General features: G+C 45.8%; 17 protein-coding genes. 2 read left to right on the top strand and 15 right to left on the bottom strand.

All coding sequences use genetic code 11. The annotated features are described in order from the left end of the window. Positions 1 to 20: 20 nt before the first annotated feature. From CIK96_RS04620 to CIK96_RS04605, 4 genes are read right to left on the bottom strand one after another with little or no spacing between them, the layout of a single operon-like run. Positions 21 to 908, bottom strand: coding sequence for a LysR substrate-binding domain-containing protein (locus tag CIK96_RS04620; RefSeq protein ID WP_094439920.1), 888 nt, complete (start codon positions 906 to 908; stop codon positions 21 to 23). Between the two features lies 1 nt (position 909). Next, a complete protein-coding gene (locus tag CIK96_RS04615) occupies positions 910 to 1401 on the bottom strand; it encodes a threonine/serine exporter family protein (RefSeq protein ID WP_094391496.1) in 492 nt (163 codons plus the stop codon). A 12-nt stretch (positions 1402 to 1413) separates the two neighbouring features. Next, positions 1414 to 2196, bottom strand: a complete 783-nt coding sequence (locus CIK96_RS04610) for a threonine/serine exporter ThrE family protein (protein ID WP_094439919.1) — start codon at positions 2194 to 2196, stop codon at positions 1414 to 1416. Continuing rightward, positions 2168 to 2416 carry a hypothetical protein gene (locus CIK96_RS04605; RefSeq protein WP_094391494.1) on the bottom strand — a complete coding sequence of 83 codons (249 nt, stop codon included), beginning with the start codon at positions 2414 to 2416 and terminating at the stop codon, positions 2168 to 2170. The genes CIK96_RS04610 and CIK96_RS04605 overlap by 29 nt, the downstream gene beginning before the upstream one ends. 276 nt (positions 2417 to 2692) lie before the next feature. Between CIK96_RS04605 and pnp the strand changes: the two genes are divergently transcribed. Continuing rightward, the gene (gene pnp / locus CIK96_RS04600) at positions 2693 to 5002 is read left to right on the top strand and encodes a polyribonucleotide nucleotidyltransferase (protein WP_094439917.1); all 2310 of its coding nucleotides are present in this window, start codon (positions 2693 to 2695) and stop codon (positions 5000 to 5002) included. 709 nt (positions 5003 to 5711) lie between these two features. On the opposite strand, the gene CIK96_RS04595 is transcribed toward pnp, so the two are convergent. The 7 genes from CIK96_RS04595 to CIK96_RS04565 all read right to left on the bottom strand — a co-directional run bounded on the left by CIK96_RS04595 (position 5712) and on the right by CIK96_RS04565 (position 12937). Further along, complete coding sequence (locus CIK96_RS04595; protein WP_094391492.1) at positions 5712 to 6104, bottom strand: hypothetical protein; 393 nt, start codon at positions 6102 to 6104, stop codon at positions 5712 to 5714. Between the two features lie 2 nt (positions 6105 to 6106). Next, a complete protein-coding gene (locus tag CIK96_RS04590; protein WP_094439916.1) occupies positions 6107 to 7081 on the bottom strand; it encodes a hypothetical protein in 975 nt (324 codons plus the stop codon). Between the two features lie 165 nt (positions 7082 to 7246). After that, positions 7247 to 7654, bottom strand: a complete 408-nt coding sequence (locus CIK96_RS04585; protein WP_144007482.1) for a hypothetical protein — start codon at positions 7652 to 7654, stop codon at positions 7247 to 7249. Between the two features lie 42 nt (positions 7655 to 7696). After that, positions 7697 to 9472 carry a cytochrome P450 gene (locus CIK96_RS04580; protein ID WP_144007481.1) on the bottom strand — a complete coding sequence of 592 codons (1776 nt, stop codon included), beginning with the start codon at positions 9470 to 9472 and terminating at the stop codon, positions 7697 to 7699. Positions 9473 to 9784: 312 nt separating this feature from the next. Beyond that, entirely contained in the window at positions 9785 to 11335 is a 1551-nt protein-coding gene (locus tag CIK96_RS04575) for a bifunctional GNAT family N-acetyltransferase/carbon-nitrogen hydrolase family protein (RefSeq protein WP_094391488.1), read from the bottom strand. A gap of 75 nt (positions 11336 to 11410) precedes the next feature. Beyond that, positions 11411 to 12325: a YafY family protein gene (locus tag CIK96_RS04570; RefSeq protein ID WP_094391487.1), complete on the bottom strand. Its 915-nt coding sequence runs from the start codon at positions 12323 to 12325 to the stop codon at positions 11411 to 11413. 3 nt (positions 12326 to 12328) lie between these two features. After that, positions 12329 to 12937 carry a ribonuclease HII gene (locus tag CIK96_RS04565; protein WP_094434742.1) on the bottom strand — a complete coding sequence of 203 codons (609 nt, stop codon included), beginning with the start codon at positions 12935 to 12937 and terminating at the stop codon, positions 12329 to 12331. Between the two features lie 122 nt (positions 12938 to 13059). On the opposite strand from CIK96_RS04565, the gene CIK96_RS04560 reads away from it, so the two are divergent. Further along, entirely contained in the window at positions 13060 to 13341 is a 282-nt protein-coding gene (locus tag CIK96_RS04560) for a hypothetical protein (RefSeq protein WP_094391485.1), read from the top strand. 38 nt (positions 13342 to 13379) lie between these two features. On the opposite strand, the gene CIK96_RS04555 is transcribed toward CIK96_RS04560, so the two are convergent. The 4 genes from CIK96_RS04555 to sufB are packed head-to-tail and all read right to left on the bottom strand — an operon-like array spanning position 13380 to position 18181. Then, positions 13380 to 14594, bottom strand: coding sequence for an aminotransferase class V-fold PLP-dependent enzyme (locus CIK96_RS04555; RefSeq protein WP_094439913.1), 1215 nt, complete (start codon positions 14592 to 14594; stop codon positions 13380 to 13382). 14 nt (positions 14595 to 14608) lie between these two features. Then, positions 14609 to 15940 carry a Fe-S cluster assembly protein SufD gene (gene sufD / locus CIK96_RS04550; RefSeq protein WP_094439912.1) on the bottom strand — a complete coding sequence of 444 codons (1332 nt, stop codon included), beginning with the start codon at positions 15938 to 15940 and terminating at the stop codon, positions 14609 to 14611. After that, positions 15941 to 16696 carry a Fe-S cluster assembly ATPase SufC gene (gene sufC, locus CIK96_RS04545; RefSeq protein ID WP_094391482.1) on the bottom strand — a complete coding sequence of 252 codons (756 nt, stop codon included), beginning with the start codon at positions 16694 to 16696 and terminating at the stop codon, positions 15941 to 15943. Positions 16697 to 16726: 30 nt separating this feature from the next. Further along, a complete protein-coding gene (gene sufB, locus CIK96_RS04540) occupies positions 16727 to 18181 on the bottom strand; it encodes a Fe-S cluster assembly protein SufB (protein ID WP_094439911.1) in 1455 nt (484 codons plus the stop codon). Between the last annotated feature and the right edge of the window lie 23 nt (positions 18182 to 18204).

Below are 18204 nucleotides of genomic sequence, written 5' to 3'. Positions count from 1 at the left end.
GATGGGGTCAGCACTTGCATTTACATCTTGTAGAAGGCGATATACTCTTTCAGCAGACGGAGCATTTCGTCGGCAGCATGCTTCCGATATACTCCTTTCAACGTATGGAAACATCCCACCATACTACTTTCTTCCCCTTCAAGAGGAATGGCGCATAGGTCTGGTGTGGTGGCAACAGCTGAACAAGACAGCACGGTCAGCATCTTGCTCTTACGCACCAGGCGCAATAAGGGTGTGGCAATGTTCAGTTCCACACGTGTGTTGAGAGTTATGTTGTGCGCAACCAACAGACGTTCCAATACGTTGCGCGCCTGTAAGCCCTTTGCTGGAAGTGCAAACGAATAGTTGGCAATGTCGGCAAGAGTCAGCGAAGGGCGTGATGCCAGCTCGTGGTCTTGCGGTACAACCACCCCCAACTGGTCTTTGAAGAGTTCTACCGATTCCACTTTCTTGCTGATATGAGTGGGCTTGTATGACAGCACTACATCCAATTCATGACGGCACAACTTGTCGATAAGTTCTTCCATACGCAAGTATGTGATATCAATGTGCGTGTTGGGATAGAGGCGGCAGAATTCTGTCACCACTTCAGCAGTCATCAATGAAAAGGAGTGGGTGACACCAATGCGGAGCGTTCCACATTTCATCTGCGTCAGATCGGTCATTCGTGCCATGCAGTCATCGGCAGCAGTCACCGTGCGGTTGGCATAATCCACAAGTTCCTTACCAGCTTCTGTCAGATGTACTTCGTGACTGTTACGGTCGAACAGCACCACGCCGAGCTCAGTTTCCAACTGTTTAATAGTTTGTGTTAGTGTGCTTTGGGTGATGTACAATTGCTTAGAAGCTTCTGAGAAATTGAGAGTCTCAGAGACTTTTAGGAAGAAACGAAGCTGTCTTAGTTCCATGTTATGCTGTTTTTGTATCGCTATTATCAGTTTGTCTGCGTGCATCCACTATGATGGGAACTGTCGCACCAAGTACCATCAGTATGACAATGATGACGCATACCATGCCATTGTAACTAAACAGATAGAAGGCATGGGTGAATGTTTCGGCATCCTTGCTCATAATGCATTGTAGCAATCCCTCAACCGAACGATAGGCATACATACCCGGAATCATCGGTAAGAGAGCGGGAAATGCCAGCGCTTCGGCAGGAATACGCCAGTGGCGGCTCGCTTTCGGTGCAAAGAATCCAATGACCAATGCACCGATAAAGGCTGCTGGAATCAGTCCCCAACCGCAGGCATGGGTCAGCACGAAACGTGTGGCATGACCTGCTGCCGCAAGCAGTGCACATCCTTTGAAAGCTTGGAGAGGCACATTGCTGATGCTTCCGAAACCGATGGCGGCAATGGCGGCAAAGAAACCGTCCAACAGGATATCTGTCATAATCATAACGTAAAGTCTTTAGAAATATTGTATGTTCATTAAAAGAATGCCTACCGATAGGCCGATGCCCAAGCATGCTGTCAGCACAGATGCTTCGATGAAACGGCTGATGCAGCAGAGTAAATGTCCGTGGATAAGGTCGCTGACGGAGTTGATGTATGGGATGCCAGGTACAAGATATAACACACTGGTACCTAGTGCAATGTCTGGTGTGTCGGTGCAATGGAACATAAAACCTGCACAGGCGATGACTGATGAACAACAAGCAGCGCAAAGTACAGCCAGGCGCATATCCCATTTCCATTCTTTATGCAAAGCATTCTTAATCCAGAAACCATTGACAGTGGCAATAAATACAATGAGCATGGCTCTCCAATCGCCTTCAAACAAACGGCAGAACGAAGCATTGGCAAGGCCAGTGAGCAGCGTTACCAACCAAGGGTTGAGTCGTGGTTTCTTCATGATGCTACGAAATTCGTTTTTTGCATCTTCCAGTGTGATGCCATTGTCGCGGATATCCCATGACAAGTGACTCAGACGGGAAATGACATAGAAGTTGAGACCTGTGACAGGCAATTTCTCTCCAACGGAAAAGGACTGACTATGATCCTTGTCCCATACAGTGGTCATAACCGTATGGGGTAAGATGGTGATCTCTGCTGTTGTTCCGTATGCTTCGGCAATACGGTGTACCGTCTTTTCGCAACGGGCAGATGAACCGCCGGCAGCCAGCATGGTTGCGGCATAGGTGGCAAGAAAATGGGCAGTTTCTTTAGAGCTGTTCAAGTTCGTAGTCGTCATATACCATGCCTGTTTCGTTGTCCTTAATCATCACTTCCTCTTCTGCCATGTGGCCAGCTGTTACGTAGTCGTAACATTCGTTGTTGAGAAATAGTTTCTCTTGACAGCCCAGAGTTCTCTTCTTGTAATTTTGGAAAGCGAAAGTGAACTTTTTCAACGCCACAACAAACAAAGGCATAGCCAATGAAACAGCTAAAATAACTAATCTATAAGTCTCCATAATTTATATATTTTTTTTCTTACTTTTTATATGTAAAAACGAGGGTTGAGCGATATTGCTTTCCTCGAAAGCGTGTGCAAAGGTCTCGCTTTTTATCCATATCTTTTTGCATTGGCTATTAAAAATACCGAATGCCGCTATCGGTACCTATATCCCCACGATAGAAAACGGTTGTGGCAAATTCATAAAAAAAGAAAAATATCGGCAGATTATTCGTTTATTACCAATAAAATAGGTAATTTTGCATGATTTATTTATTTAGACGTAAAAAATAAGATGAACGTAATTACGAAAAGTATTCAGTTGCCTGATGGAAGAACCATCACAATTGAAACCGGGAAAGTGGCAAAGCAGGCTGACGGAAGCGTTGTTCTCCGTATGAACAACACCGTACTTCTGGCCACTGTTTGTGCCGCAAAAGATGCAGTTCCCGGAACAGATTTCATGCCTCTGCAGGTTGACTACAGAGAGCAGTATGCCGCCGCAGGTCGATTCCCCGGTGGTTTCACTAAACGCGAAGGCAAAGCCAGTGACAACGAAATCCTTACCAGCCGTCTGGTGGACCGTGTGCTCCGTCCGCTGTTCCCTTCTAACTATCACGCTGAAGTTTATGTGAATGTAATGCTTCTGAGTGCAGATGGTGTTGACCAACCCGATGCATTGGCAGGATTCGCCGCATCAGCAGCATTGGCATGTTCGGATATTCCCTTCGAGTGCCCCATCAGTGAGGTTCGTGTAGCTCGTGTTAATGGCGAGTTTGTTATCGACCCGACCTTCGAACAGATGAAGGAAGCTGACATGGACATCATGGTTGGTGCTTCTGCCGAAAACATCATGATGGTGGAAGGTGAAATGAAGGAAGTTTCAGAGCAAGATATGATTGGCGCACTGAAAGCAGCGATGGCTGCTATCAAGCCTATGTGTGAATTGCAAACCGCACTGAGCAAGGAACTCGGTACCGATGTGAAGCGCGAATACGATCACGAAGTCAACGATGAAGAACTGCGTGAGCAGATGAACAAGGAACTCTATCAGCCTTCATACGACGTGACCAAGCAGGCTCTTGAGAAACATGCGCGTGCTGAGGCATTCGAAAAGATATTGGCGGATTTCAAGGAGCAGTATGCTACTGCACATGCCGATCTCACCGAAGATGAGCTCGAAGAGAAATATGCCATGATGGACCGTTACTATCATGATGTGGAGCGCGACGCTATGCGACGTTGCATTTTGGATGAGGGTATTCGTCTTGACGGTCGTAAGACCGACGAGATTCGTCCTATTTGGTGTGAGGTTTCTCCACTGCCCATGCCTCACGGAAGCTCTATCTTTACACGTGGAGAGACACAGTCTCTGACCACTTGTACTCTCGGCACTAAACTCGATGAGAAACTTGTTGACGATGTGCTTGACAAGAGCTATCAGCGCTTCTTGCTCCATTATAACTTCCCTCCATTCTGTACTGGTGAGGCCAAAGCCCAGCGTGGTGTGGGTCGTCGTGAAATTGGTCACGGTCACTTGGCATGGCGTGGTTTGAAGGGTCAGATACCTGAGGACTTCCCTTATACCGTACGTCTGGTATCTCAGATTCTCGAGTCTAACGGTTCTTCATCTATGGCTACCGTTTGTGCAGGTACGCTTGCCCTGATGGATGCAGGTGTTCCTATGAAGAAGCCTGTATCAGGTATTGCCATGGGTCTGATTAAGAATCCCGGTGAAGATAAATATGCTGTATTGAGCGATATCCTCGGCGACGAGGACCATTTGGGTGATATGGACTTCAAGACCACTGGTACTAAGGACGGTCTGACAGCCACTCAGATGGATATCAAGTGCGACGGTCTGTCGTTCGAAATCTTGGAAAAAGCTCTTATGCAGGCTAAGGCTGGCCGTGAGCATATCCTTAAATGCATCACCGATACTATTGCTGAGCCACGTGCTGAGCTTAAACCACACGTACCCCGCATCGTAGCCTTTGAGATTCCTAAGGAGTTCATTGGTGCTGTGATTGGCCCGGGCGGAAAGATCATTCAGCAGATGCAGGAGGATACCGGTGCTACTATCACTATCGATGAAGAGGATGGCGTTGGTAAGATTCAGGTGAGCGGTCCCGATAAGAACAGCATCGATGCTGCTATTGCCAAGATTCGTGCCATTGTGGCTATTCCTGAGATTGGTGAGGTTTACGAGGGTACCGTACGCAGCATCATGCCTTATGGTTGCTTTGTAGAGTTCATGCCAGGCAAGGACGGTTTGCTCCATATTTCAGAAATTGACTGGAAGCGTTTGGAGACCGTAGAGGAAGCTGGTATCAAGGAAGGCGATAAGATTAAGGTGAAACTGCTGGAGATTGATCCTAAGACCGGTAAGTTCAAACTCTCTCATCGCGTTCTTATTGATAAGCCTGAGGGATATGTTGAGCGTCCTGCACGTCGCGACCGTAGCGAGCGTCGCCCCCGTCCTGAGCGTGGCGAGCGTCGTCAGCACAACGATCACCGCGAGCGTCCACAGCGCAACGACGAATTCCATGAGCCCAACAACGAGCCCAAGGATTTCAGCGATGCTCTCGACAAAATGGACTTCTAATTGCAGCGAATCATATAGCTGAAAAATAATCTAAAGTGTCCTGCTGAAGCTTTACGGCTTTGCAGGACACTTTTCCGTTTTTCCAGAGTTATACAAGAATTTTATTTTTCAGAAAATTTCGACCACTCGACCACCGATGTGTGCATCACGTTATCGTTCAGTATTTTAGGCGGTGGTCGAAACTGTTTCTATCGACCACGCATCGACCACCAAATTGCGAAAGCATATCTGCGATGCTCATATCTATTCGAATGTCGCTCAGAAATAAAATAGATCGATATTCTTTTGATAACGTTTTGCCAAGCTGTGCCAAATGTTTGGCAACGGTATTGCCCAACGTTTGGCAAGGGTATTGCCCAACGTTTGGCAAAAGTATTGTCTAACGTTTGGTAAAAGTATTGTCTTACGTTTGGCAAAAGTATTGTCAACGTTTGATAAAGGTATTGTCAACGTTTGATAAAGGTATTGTCTAGCGTTTGATAAAGGTATTGTCCAGCGTTTGATAAAAGTTTTCTCCAATATTACATACGAGGCAATTGAAAATCAGATACTTAAAAGAATGACGCGGTCCTCTGTCATCTTCATATTTGATGGGTGTTTGCCAATAATAGGAAACCCATCGCATACGGATGTACACGATGGGCGAAATGAGGTCTAAAGATTGTTTTGAGTGAATCTTTTCTGTTAACTTTGTGGTAGCATCAAACCATTAACCTACTGCATCTTGCTGTTTTTTCTGCTTTTTGGCATCTATGCCTATACCAACTGTATCACAGACGAGCATGAATGCCCAGAAATTCCAGAATGAACTTTGGAAGATTAATGCAACTATAATACCAATGATATCGATTATTGCCATGCTATAACCAGTAGTTTTACAGTTCTCCAATGCCTTGATAAAACGCTTGTGGTTTATTATAAGCATCACAAGTTCAAACAGTGCAGAAATAACTAAAAGACCGAACGATAGGTTGCTCCATACATCAATCAATAATTCATTGCCTTTAGAAATGTTTTCTATCAAAGGGTCAAAGGTCCATACAAGTAGTCCTGCACGAAAAATCCAAGATGCCCATATTATGCTTTTAGAATATCTGTCCATGCCTATTTCATTTTAGTTTCCCAATATGATATACTATACAAAGCAGTAGAAAAAGCAGCTTTTACTTGCGTTTTCTCTTCTTCTGTCAAATCTGCAGTACTATCGATTATTTCACAATACTTTCCGATGATAAATGCAATGTCTTCAGCGTTTTCTGTATAGCTGTCTAATGCTTCGTCAAACAACCTTATGATTTTATCCGTAGTAGAGTCTGATTCGTTTTTTTCTCCTGTACATATATCAATGGCAATTTGTTTGCATTTCGTTTTTAATTCTTTTGAGTCAATCAAACTTAATTGTAATTCAATAGTTTCTGCATCAATTTTATTATCTGGATATTTTTCATCCTTTTTATCCATGTTTGGTCCACTTGAACCGTCAAATGTGGCAAGTGCAGTATTATGCATTTTTCCTATACATAGTGAAAGTGCATCTAAATTTGATAATAATATGAGATCATTGTTTACAATAGAATCTCCTTTAAGAGCTTCATCCAAATTGGTAATGCCTGATTCAGTAATGTCTCCTTTTTGTGCCAAACTCCTACATAATTCGGATATTGTTTCTATATCAGCATCATTACATTCAAGTTTATGATCCATATCGCGATATTTCCACCAAGAAGAAACACCGCCACCAATCACGCCTCCGATGATGGCGCCAAAGCATCCACCTCGTGATGAATCAATTTGTTTTCCGATTTTATATCCATATTTAACTCCATCGTAGCATCCTTTGAAATCAGCTCTTACCAATTCATTTCTCTTATTTCTATTCCAGTCTTTCCATCCTCTTGTCACAAATGGTGTTTTGAGCTGTTCAAGTTCAGCGTTGATGTTTTCAATTTTGGAGATTACGTCAGGAGTTTTTGCTTTAGGTGTCATTTCCATGTCATAGTTGTCTGATGTACATGCTGTCAGCAGTATAATCATTGTCATTACTGCCATGCCTTTTGAAATACCGATCATTGTTTTCATAATTTGATTGATTTTTGTTGTGTGAATAATTGTTTTGTTTCGATTGCAAAATTAAGCAGAACCAAAACAACGAGCAAAAAATCAATACACGTTAAATTCACAAAACATCAAGTGTGTATTTTGTGTGTATAGAAGTGTGGCTTTAATGGCTTATGAGATAGTAGCTTATGCGCTTTGTGATGTTGATTGTGAAATATCGTCCTTTCTCTTGCGGTTGTGATTAGAGATAAATAGACCGACGAAAATGATGAGGAATACCGTCCATGCTATCCATCGTTGTGAGTCGAAAAGCAGTGCAATGGCAATACCCAAGAAGCAGAGACAGATGTTGATATTCAGAAAAAGCTGTTCAGATGCCAGTTTTTTCAGTGTGTAAGTCCACTTTTTGCTCAATAGTTGTCTGCTGAAGAATACGGCAATAATAATAAGCAAAGCTCCACAGGCTTGGAAACTCCACCATACGAAGGAACTCGAATCGTAGAAGTAGTCTATCATAGGGTCCAATATACCATGGAAAAACACAGCGGTGTATAGCCATGATTCCAACATCATATTTATGTTTGACCTTTTCATTCTTTTTAGTTTAGGATAAAAATGCGTTGCCGAGTATAGGGATTAGTGTAGAGCCAGCAATTTGTCTTCCAATCCTTTTGCACCTTTCGTGCCAAAGAGTTTTTCGTGTATGCTTGCTTTCGCATTGCTCACTCGTTGCATACTGATATTCATTGCAGCGGCTATTTCCGATGGAATGAAGCAGACGCGGAGTAACACACATACTTGTATTTCAGTTAGCGACAAGTGTTTGGTGGGATTGCATACCACTGCCCAGAAGTCGGGTAGATGGGCTTCTGCCAACTGTACCACCTCCCGTAGGTCGCGCCCAGATGGAATTTTTCCTCGTTCAAGCAATGAGTGGAGATGGCTGATAGCCTTGTCATCGAAGAGTTCGCGCTCTTTGTCCCATGTTTCAATCGATACGTTTTGGTCTAAATAGGTTGCCACTTGAGCGCGCAGCGACTCCAATTCTTCGCCTTTTGCTTGCTTGTATGCGAGGAAATCGTTTTGTAGTGTGTCATATTCGTGGCGTGCATGGTCGTAGGTGGCACGTAGTTGCTGGAAGTACATATTATGGCGTTCAATCTTGATGCGCTGCCACTGTTTATGCCGTTTGTACCACTGGTGACTAATCAATCCCGCGATGCAGAGCACAAATATAACGATAAGGAGTGCAGCAATCATTGTTTTCAGACGCGCTTCCATGTGCTTCTCCACTTCTCCCATGCGATCCTGTGTATAGAGACGGTACATTTCACAGTCGATATTTTCTGCATGCATTTTTTGTAGAGAATCGCAAGCTAAAGTGTAATAAGTGGCATAGCGAGTGGCTTCACGCAGGTTTCCTTTGGCAGTGTAATAACGCATCAAACCACCATTTATGCAGGCTGTCAACGGCATGTCGTTGATATCAGAAAGGTTGGCTTGCATATAATAGAAACCAGCCGAGTCGATATTGTCTTGTAGCTCAGCCAATATGCCTTGGCAGGCATAGTAATTGTTCCACAAGCGATGGTTTGAGGCAAGGTAGTGCATTTCTTGCTGTACTTTTTGCATGACAGATTCTGCAAATTTCCGGTCTGTCTTTTTAGCAATAAGGGGCATTTCTTTCAGGAAGAAACCGACAGCCAACTCGTGATATTGTTGTTTAGCCATGACATCTGCCACTGAGTCGAGCAGTGTTATTGCTCTGTAAGTATCGCCGTTTTGTGCGTAGATGTCTGCCGTTTGTGTTTTAGCCTTGAGAGCATTAACGGTATCGTTGGCTTTGAAAAATGCGTGTTCGGCTTTATGTATGCAGTCCATCTGCATACTATAGACCATCGCCCGTCCGTATGCTTTCGCCATTTGTGCATGGAGTTTGCCCAATAAGTGCCAATCACAGTGTGTATCGGTAGTGTCGGTGTGTGCCACAGCCTTCATATAGTACTGGAGTGCCATGGGCGTATTACCTTTGTAGTCGTAAACGAGTGCAGCCAAATAGTTGGCGCGCACCTGCTCTTTACAAGTGCCATGCAGGTCGTAATAGTTGGCGCTTTCTATGATTATGCTATCTTCCACTATTGTATTTCCCGTGCGATAGTGTGCGTCAGTCAGTAGCAGATGGTAGGCCATGTATTGGCTTTTGTCCATTTCATTTTGTTCGCTGCTGATGCTATTTAGTAGCAATAGTGCAGAGTCGGGATGTTCGTCTATTATATTTTCAGCACGTTCCAATATGGCAATACTCCTGTCGCTTTTGCCACAGGTGAATAGAAGGATAGTTGTCAGCATTGCCAGAAGCACAATGCTGCACATGTGTTGTAGCTTTTGTTTCTGTCGTGTTGTCAGCTTCATATACTCTCGAATCCTATTGGGACTATAGGCTGAATGTGTAGTAATACGGTTTTGACTATTTCTTTGTTTGTATGACAAAGGTAGTTAATATTTTCCTATTCTGCAAGAAAAAACGAACTATTATCTATAGCAAATCACAATTATAGTTGTATTTGAATACTTCATTTGCTGATAAAGTATGGGAGCCGGAAATGTCTTACCTATGTTCTTGCTGATAAAATGATGTTCGCAGAGTTTTAGGTTGGTGTTCGATGGTCGATGAAAACGAAAAAAATGCGCGTGCGCCCATGCGCACGCGCAAGGAGTATGGGGTTAACCTTCGATATCCTGTTTAGCGGCAGGTTTAATCTTTAGTTCGTAGAGGTCGCCACGACGGTCGCGCAGGTTGCGCACAGCACCATAGGTGTGTAGCTCGTTGAGCAGACTCAGATCTACATCGCTTACCAATATCATCTCGGTGTTGGGTGTTGCCTCGGCACGCATACCGTCGGTGGGGAATGCAAAGTCGCACGGGGTGAACACAGCAGACTGTGCATACTGGATATCCATGTTGTGGACACGCGGCAGGTTGCCCACACTTCCGGCAATTGCCACGTAGCACTCGTTTTCGATGGCACGAGCCTGTGCACAGATGCGAACACGTGAATAGGCGTTCTTGGTGTCGGTCATGAATGGTACAAAGAGTATCTGCATGCCCTCATCTGCCATCAGGCGTGACAGCTCAGGGAACTCTACATCGTAGCAAATCAGTATGCCGATGCGTCCGCAGTCAGTATCAAAAGTCTGCACATGGCTGCCACCGGTCAGTCCCCAACATTTCTGTTCGTCGGGAGTGACATGTATCTTTTCAAACATCTCGTATGATCCGTCGCGACGGCAAAGAAAGCCCACATTGTAGAGAGCACCGTCATCTTTAACGTAAGGCATACTACCTGTGATGATGTTGATATTATAGCTGATGGCCATTTCAACGAAGCGGTCGCGGATTTTCTCCGTATATTGTGCCATGGCACGGATAGACTGTGCCTCGCCCATATCGTTGAACTTCGCCATCAGTGGAGCGTTGAAGTATTCGGGGAAGAGGATGAAATCGCTCTTGTAGTCGGATACGGAATCGACAAAGAACTCTACCTGTTCGAACAAATCATCGAGCGTATGGTAGGGGCGCATCTGCCATTGTACCATACCGATACGTACCGTGGGACGCTTTTCCACTACATTGTTGGATGGCTGATAGTAGATATTGTCCCATTGCAGCAGTGTGGCACAATGTTTCGACTCCTCGTCGTTGGGCAGATAGTTGCGGATGACACGACGCACGTGGAAGTCGTTGGACAGCTGGAAAGTAAGTACCGGGTCGTATATCTCTCGCGTGCGTACCTTTTCTATATATTCCTTAGGACGCATGGTGTCGGCATAGAGGTGGTAGTTGGGTATTCTACCGCCAAACATGATGGCCTTGAGGTTGAGTTTCTCACAGAGTTCCTTGCGATATTCGTACATGCGGCGAGCCAGTCGCATGCCACGGTAGTCGGGATGGATAAACACCTCGATGCCATAAAGGATATTGCCGTCGGGGTTGTGAGTGTTGAACGTTTCGTTGCCAGTGACCTGTGCATAGGTGTGGTCGCCTTTCACCTTGTTGTAGTCAACAATGATGGATAGGGCACATCCCACTATCTTATCATCAACCACGATAACAATCTGGCCTTCGGGAAAGATAGTGAGGAGTTTCTTGATTTGTGCGTGAGTCCAGAAGACATCAGCATCGGCATAGATGCGTCGGAATGATCGTGCCAACTGGTCGTAGTCCTCCATTTGGAGGTTGCGCAGTTCTACTTTGTTGGAGTGTGACGTTTCCATAATGTACGGGTTATCTTTTGCTGTTTTCTTTTTACCGACGCAAAAGTACTAATTATTCCTTTATGTTGAACACTATCATGGTGTGTTTTTTATCTTTTCTTCCATCTCCTTGACTTTGTCGTGGATATATTTACAGAAACCAGAGTCTTCCAATACTTCGATATCAGAAAACAGTCCCATGACAAAACGACCTATACCAATATAGCTGCACACATCGAGTTCAAGTATCCAATGGGTGTCATTGTCTTTACTGATATAGGCTGCCGATAATGGATATTCTTCTTGTATGATATTGGCTGATAGGCGGCCCAGACGTAGTTTGATACGCATCTGTTGTTCGCCGCTGAACATGAAGATGTCGGTGTACATCTGTCGATGCTGCCTTTCGTGCTGCCATTCGTCGGCCAACAACTCTACCGATTCCATGCGTGCCACCTTGAAGGTCTTGTTCATCTTTGATGTTAATTCATAGCAACGCACCTCGCGATTGTCGTTCATCAACATGAACGGTTCAACAATGCGATCGCTCACCGAGTTGCTGTGTGGCGATGAATAATGGTGGAGAATGACATTGCGATGATATTTGATGGCATCGTAGAGGACGCTGATATTCAAAGCCTGCTGTTCGCGCAGCTGGGCATCGGCAAGGATATTAAAATCGTAGAGCGTGTCGAGCTTCCTCTTTAGATGGGCCACCAGTGCTCCCTGACCACCATAGTTTTCAAGCATGCGGCGGATATAGATGGCTTCGTCTTCGGTGAAATGCACTTTGCGGAAGAGTTTGGTGAAGTAGGTGGAGTTTTTGTCGATGGAATAGACAGTGCCGCGCTTTTCCACTTCGAAGCCAAAGTCACGGAAAAAATCGAGATAGTAATAGAGCGTGCGCTTTGATAGCTCCATCTTTTCGCAGAGTTGCTGTACGTTAAGCTTCTTGTTTTCGGTAAGTAGAAGCAGCAACGACAGCTCTCGGTTCAGTTTGTCGTGACGCATAGGCTATTCTCCAAAATCGAGTGAAAGCTGCCCATCGCCCAGCAGATTGAAACTCTTGCGGTGATAGGGAGTGATACCGCAACGGCTGATAGCTTCGCGATGCTTCTTGGTGGGATATCCTTTGTTGGAATGCCAGTCGTATTCAGGATATTCCTCTGCCAGTCCATCCATATAGTCGTCGCGGTAAGTCTTGGCAAGAATCGAGGCTGCTGCAATGCTGAGATATTTACCATCACCTTTGACAATAGTGGTGTGGGGCAACTTCTGATAGGGTTTGAAACGGTTGCCATCCACAATAATTGCTTCTGGACGCACTTTCAACTGGTCGAGAGCACGGTGCATGGCGAGTATCGAGGCATTGAGGATGTTAATGCGGTCGATCTCTTCGGCTGTTACGATGCCTACAGCCCATGCCAATGCGTCGCGCTCAATAATCTCGCGCAACTGCTTGCGCTTATGGTCTGTCAATTGTTTCGAGTCGTTGAGCGCCTCGTTGTGGTAGTCTTCAGGAAAGATAACAGCAGCAGCATAGACGCTACCTGCCAAACATCCACGTCCGGCTTCATCGCATCCTGCTTCTATCTTACCCGTGTAATAATGGCTTGCAAGCATATAATATTGTAAAGAGATGTTAACGATTAAATTCTTTTAACTAAGATATTTTGAAAGTGAACATATTGTGCACAAAATAGTAGTTCCTTTGCAGCATCGAAACAATAAAATCTGAACTGAATATGAAACAGACCATCACTTTGAATCGTAACGAGCGCCTCATGCTCAATGTACAGCGTATAGCCAATCTTGCCAATAAACCCCTTGCGGCTCTTGCCAACTACTATTCGCGATTGCTAGGCGAGAAAGTCAACGTGCGACAGACCTTGTTGCTATGCAATGCACAGGCTGCATTCTTCTTCCTTGTATTTGCATCCATGTCGTTGGTATTGCGGCTGCTCTGTCTGCTGTGGTTTTGCAACGCATTGCTCAAATGCCGAAACAGCGGACTTGGACGCGACTAATAGTTAATGCCCAATATGCAGAAACTTGACACTGTTGGTCAGAACATCTGACTGACACGGCGTATGCCATTGACCAAAATGTCAATCTCCTCTTTCGTATTGTAAAGGGCAAACGATGCGCGCACCGTGCCGCTGATACCAAGGCGAGTCATCAGGGGTTGGGCGCAATGGTGTCCAGTGCGTACAGCTATGCCAAGGCGATCGAGCAGGGTGCCCATGTCCAGGTGGTGGATATTGCCCACCAGAAAACTGACTACTGCATCTTTGTGTGCTGATGTGCCAAACAGACGCATACCATCGATGGTTGACATCTGCTCCATACAATAATGGGTAAGCATCTGCTCGTGGGTTGCTATCTGGTCAAGGCCTAATGCCGAAATATAATCAATAGCAGTGGCGAGGCCGTGGGTTGCTACATAGTCGGGCGTGCCTGCTTCAAATTTAAAGGGCAGGCGTTCAAAAGTGGTTTGTTCCCACGACACTTTATCTATCATTTCGCCGCCACCTTGATAGGGTGGAAGTCTTTCCAACCATTCTTCTTTACCATAGAGCACACCGATACCAGTAGGGCCATACATCTTGTGTCCACTGAAGGCAAAAAAATCGCAATCCAGTTCTTTTACATCAACATGAAAGTGGGGAGTGCTCTGTGCACCATCCACCAATACGGGAATTCCATATTTGTGGGCAATGGTTGTCACATGCTTTACATCGTTTACTGTGCCGAGCACATTGCTTACATGGGCCATGCTCACCAGTTTGGTACGCTCGTTGATCATCTGTTCCAACTGATCCAAACAGAGATCGCCCTTTTCGTCGAAAGGCAGATGACGTACTACGATGCCGCGGCGGTTGGCTTGTAGTTGCCAAGGCACGATGTTGGAGTGGTGCTCCATGTCGGTGACAATAACTTCATCGCCCTCTTTCATCATCTCTTCGCAGAATGATGATGCTACTAGATTGATGGCTTCTGTAGTGCCGCGAGTGAACACAATCTCTTCTGTTTTAGCGGCACCGATGAAAGCACGAACCTTTTCTCTTGCTGCCTCATGTAGGTCGGTGGCCTGTTGCGACAGGTAGTGGACACCGCGATGTACATTGGCATTGACGTTGAGGTACTCCTCTCTCATAGCATCGAGCACGCAGAGAGGTTTCTGAGTGGTGGCTGCATTGTCGAGATAGACAAGTGGACGATCATAGACTTTTCTCGACAGAATGGGGAAATCTTCCCGCACTTTATTGATATCGTACATCTTTTCTTATAATCTTATTTACAGAGTTTGCATCCCACACATTTGCTGAGTTCACCGCGGAAACGCTTTTCTACCAAATAGTGCAGGCGGTCGCGGAGTGGTTCGAGTTGCATCTGATCGACCACCTCGTTGATGAATGCGTTCTGCAACAGCAGTCGTGCCTCTTTTTTCGATATGCCGCGTTGCTGCATGTAGAAGAGGGCCGCATCATTGAGCTGGCCTACTGTACTTCCGTGAGCACATTTTACGTCATCGGCATAAATCTCCAGCATGGGCTGGGTGTACATACGGGCTGTCTTTGAAGCTGTCAAGTTCTGATTGGTCATCTGCGATGAGGTCTTCTGTGCGCCATGTGCCACATAGACTCTTCCTGCAAATGCTCCAACGGCATCTTCGTTGAGCACGTACTTGTAGAGTTCTGTGCTGGTGCAGTGGGGCACCTCATGACGGATGAGCGTGTTGTTATCTACATGTTGTTTCTTGTCGGCAATCACACAGCCATAGCATCCACATTCTGCACCTTCGCCAGCAAAGGTGAGATCAAGGCGGTTGCGTGTCACACCATTGTGAAGGGTTATCACATTGTGGTTGACACGGCTATTAGCTTGTTGCTCTATATATACATTGCTGATACGTACGTTCTTGTGGTGTGTCTCTTCCAAACAATAGAGGTCGAGCGAGGCATTGTTGCCAACAAATGCTTCGATGATCTGTGTGGATAGGAAATTGCGGTCATCGGCTGCATGGTCGCAGAAGAGCATTTTCAGTTCGGCTCCATCCTCCAGGATAATCATCACGCGGCGGTTGACCATAAGGTCAACATCGCTTCGGAGGATGTTGATGACCTGTATGGCACGTTCCACTTTGGTGTGGCATGGCACATAAACAAGCAGTCCGTCTTGTGCCAACATGGTGTTGAGAGCTGTTACGGCATCTTCGTCGGTTTTTGCTAAGCGCCCATAGTGGCTTGCCACCAGTTCGGGATGTTCCTTCATTGATCCCACAAAAACACCTTCGGGCAGATGGCCTTTAGGAGTTTCTTGGGTGTAGAAGGCGTCATTGACCATGAAATAAAGCGAAGTAGATAGGTTGGGTACATCGCATCGGAAGGCCTCATAGGGGTCAACGGGGATGTTGAGTCGGTTGAGGTTCAGTCCGTAGTTGGGTTCGAAGAGTTGTTGCAGGTCGGTATATTTATACCGTTCCACCCGTCGGGTGGGGAAGCCCTGCGCTTTGAAATGCTCGAAAGCCTTGTCGCGTATGGCATTCATGTGCTCTGGGGCATGACTGATAATCATCTGCCTTGCTTCCTGATAGAGCTCGATATATTGTTGTTCGCTACCCATTTATTCTTCTCCTATTTCTTCTTTGATCCAGTCGTAACCATGTTCTTGTATCTCTTTGGCCAGTTCTGGACCTCCGGTTTTTACGATGCGTCCCTTGTAGAGCACATGAACAAACTGTGGACGAATCATCTCCAGCAGTCGGTCGTAGTGGGTGATAACGATACAGGAGGTTTGTGGAGTCTGCAGTTTGTTGACTCCTTCTGCAACAATGCGCATGGCATCGACATCGAGGCCTGAGTCGGTCTCGTCGAGAATGCTTAGCTTTGGTTCAAGCATAGCCATTTGGAATACCTCGTTGCGCTTTTTCTCGCCACCGCTGAATCCTTCGTTGACCGAGCGGTTGGCAAGTTTAGAATCGAGTTCTACTATCTTTCGCTTCTCGCGCATCAGTTTTAAGAACTCTGCGGCATTCATTGGTTCAAGACCTTGATATTTCCGTTTTTCGTTAATGGCAGCTTTCATGAAGTTGGTCATCGATACTCCGGGAATCTCCACAGGATATTGGAACGAAAGGAACAATCCCTCGTGTGCGCGGTCTTCGGGCTTCATGTCCAATAGATTTTTACCATTGAAATATGCTTCTCCTTCGGTCACTTCGTAGAGTGGATTGCCCACGAGAACGGCACTGAGTGTGCTCTTGCCCGAACCGTTGGGGCCCATGATGGCATGTGTTTCACCGTCGCGAATGGTCAGGTCGATGCCTTTCAGTATTTCTTTGCCAGCAATGGTGGCATGCAGGTTTTTTACCTCTAACATATCTTGAGTCTTTTTATTGTCGTTGTTGTTTTATCCCACGGTACCTTCGAGTGATACGCTGAGCAGTTTCTGTGCCTCGACGGCAAACTCCATGGGGAGTTTCTTGATTACTTCTTTGGCATAGCCATTAACGATGAGACCTACGGCTTGTTCGGTGGGTATGCCACGCTGGTTGCAGTAGAAGAGTTGGTCTTCCGATATTTTGCTGGTAGTTGCTTCGTGTTCGAATACTGCGGTGTCATTGTGTACATCCATATAGGGGAAGGTGTGTGCACCACAGTCACTGCCCAGCAGTAGAGAATCGCAACTGGAGTAGTTGCGTGCATTGTCGGCTGTGCTGGTAGCACGTACCAGTCCGCGGTATGAGTTTTGGGAGTGGCCGGCAGATATTCCTTTCGATATGATGGTACTTTTGGTGTTTTTGCCCATGTGTATCATCTTTGTGCCAGTGTCTGCTTCTTGATAATTGTTGGTAACAGCTACACTATAGAACTCTGCTGTCGAGTTGTCACCACGGAGTATGCAGGAGGGATATTTCCAAGTGATAGCACTTCCGGTTTCTACCTGTGTCCACGAAAGTTTAGAACCTTCACCTCTGAGATCACCGCGCTTGGTGACAAGGTTGAGCACACCACCTTTACCATTCTCATCACCGGGATACCAGTTTTGTACGGTAGAGTATTTTACTTCGGCTCTATCATTGACAATGATCTCTACGATGGCGGCATGTAATTGGTTTTCGTCGCGCATAGGGGCTGTGCATCCTTCGAGATAGGATACGTAGGCATCGTCGTCGGCAATAATCAATGTGCGTTCAAACTGTCCTGTGTTACGTGCATTGATTCGGAAATAACTGCTCAATTCCATAGGACAGCGCACACCTTTGGGGATATAGACAAAAGATCCATCGCTGAATACGGCACTATTGAGTGCTGCGAAGAAATTGTCGCGGTATGGTACTACCGTACCGAGGTATTGTCTGACGAGTTCGGAATGTTCCTTAATGGCTTCACCGATGGAGCAGAATATTACACCTTTCTCTGCGAGCTTCTCTTTGAAGGTGGTCTTTACCGATACCGAGTCCATGATGGCATCTACTGCTGTATTGCCACTCAATGCCAGACGTTCTTCAAGGGGAATACCCAGTTTGTCGAAAGTCTTCTCCAGTTCCGGGTCAATCTTTCCGTCACCTTGGGGTTTCTTGGCCAGCGGGTCTGCGTAGTATGATATGGCTTGATAGTCAATAGGTGGCACATGTACATGTCCCCATCGTGGTTCCGTCTGCTGTTGCCAGTAACGGAAAGCTTTGAGACGGAAATCAAGCATCCATTCGGGCTCTCCCTTTTTTTTCGATATGAGCCTGACAATATCCTCATTGAGTCCTTTCTCAATGATTTCAGTATGTACATCAGTAGTGAATCCAAACTCGTATTTCTGTTCAGCTACTTGGCGTACTAATTCGTTGTTGTTTTCTTTCATTTCCATTTGGGGTACAAAGTTACGAATAA

Origin of the sequence: Prevotella sp. P4-98, from assembly GCF_002251405.1 — a bacterium.
Taxonomy (GTDB): domain Bacteria; phylum Bacteroidota; class Bacteroidia; order Bacteroidales; family Bacteroidaceae; genus Prevotella.
Note: the sequence above shows the minus strand (reverse complement) of the source record. Positions and strands in the feature narration are given on the sequence as shown.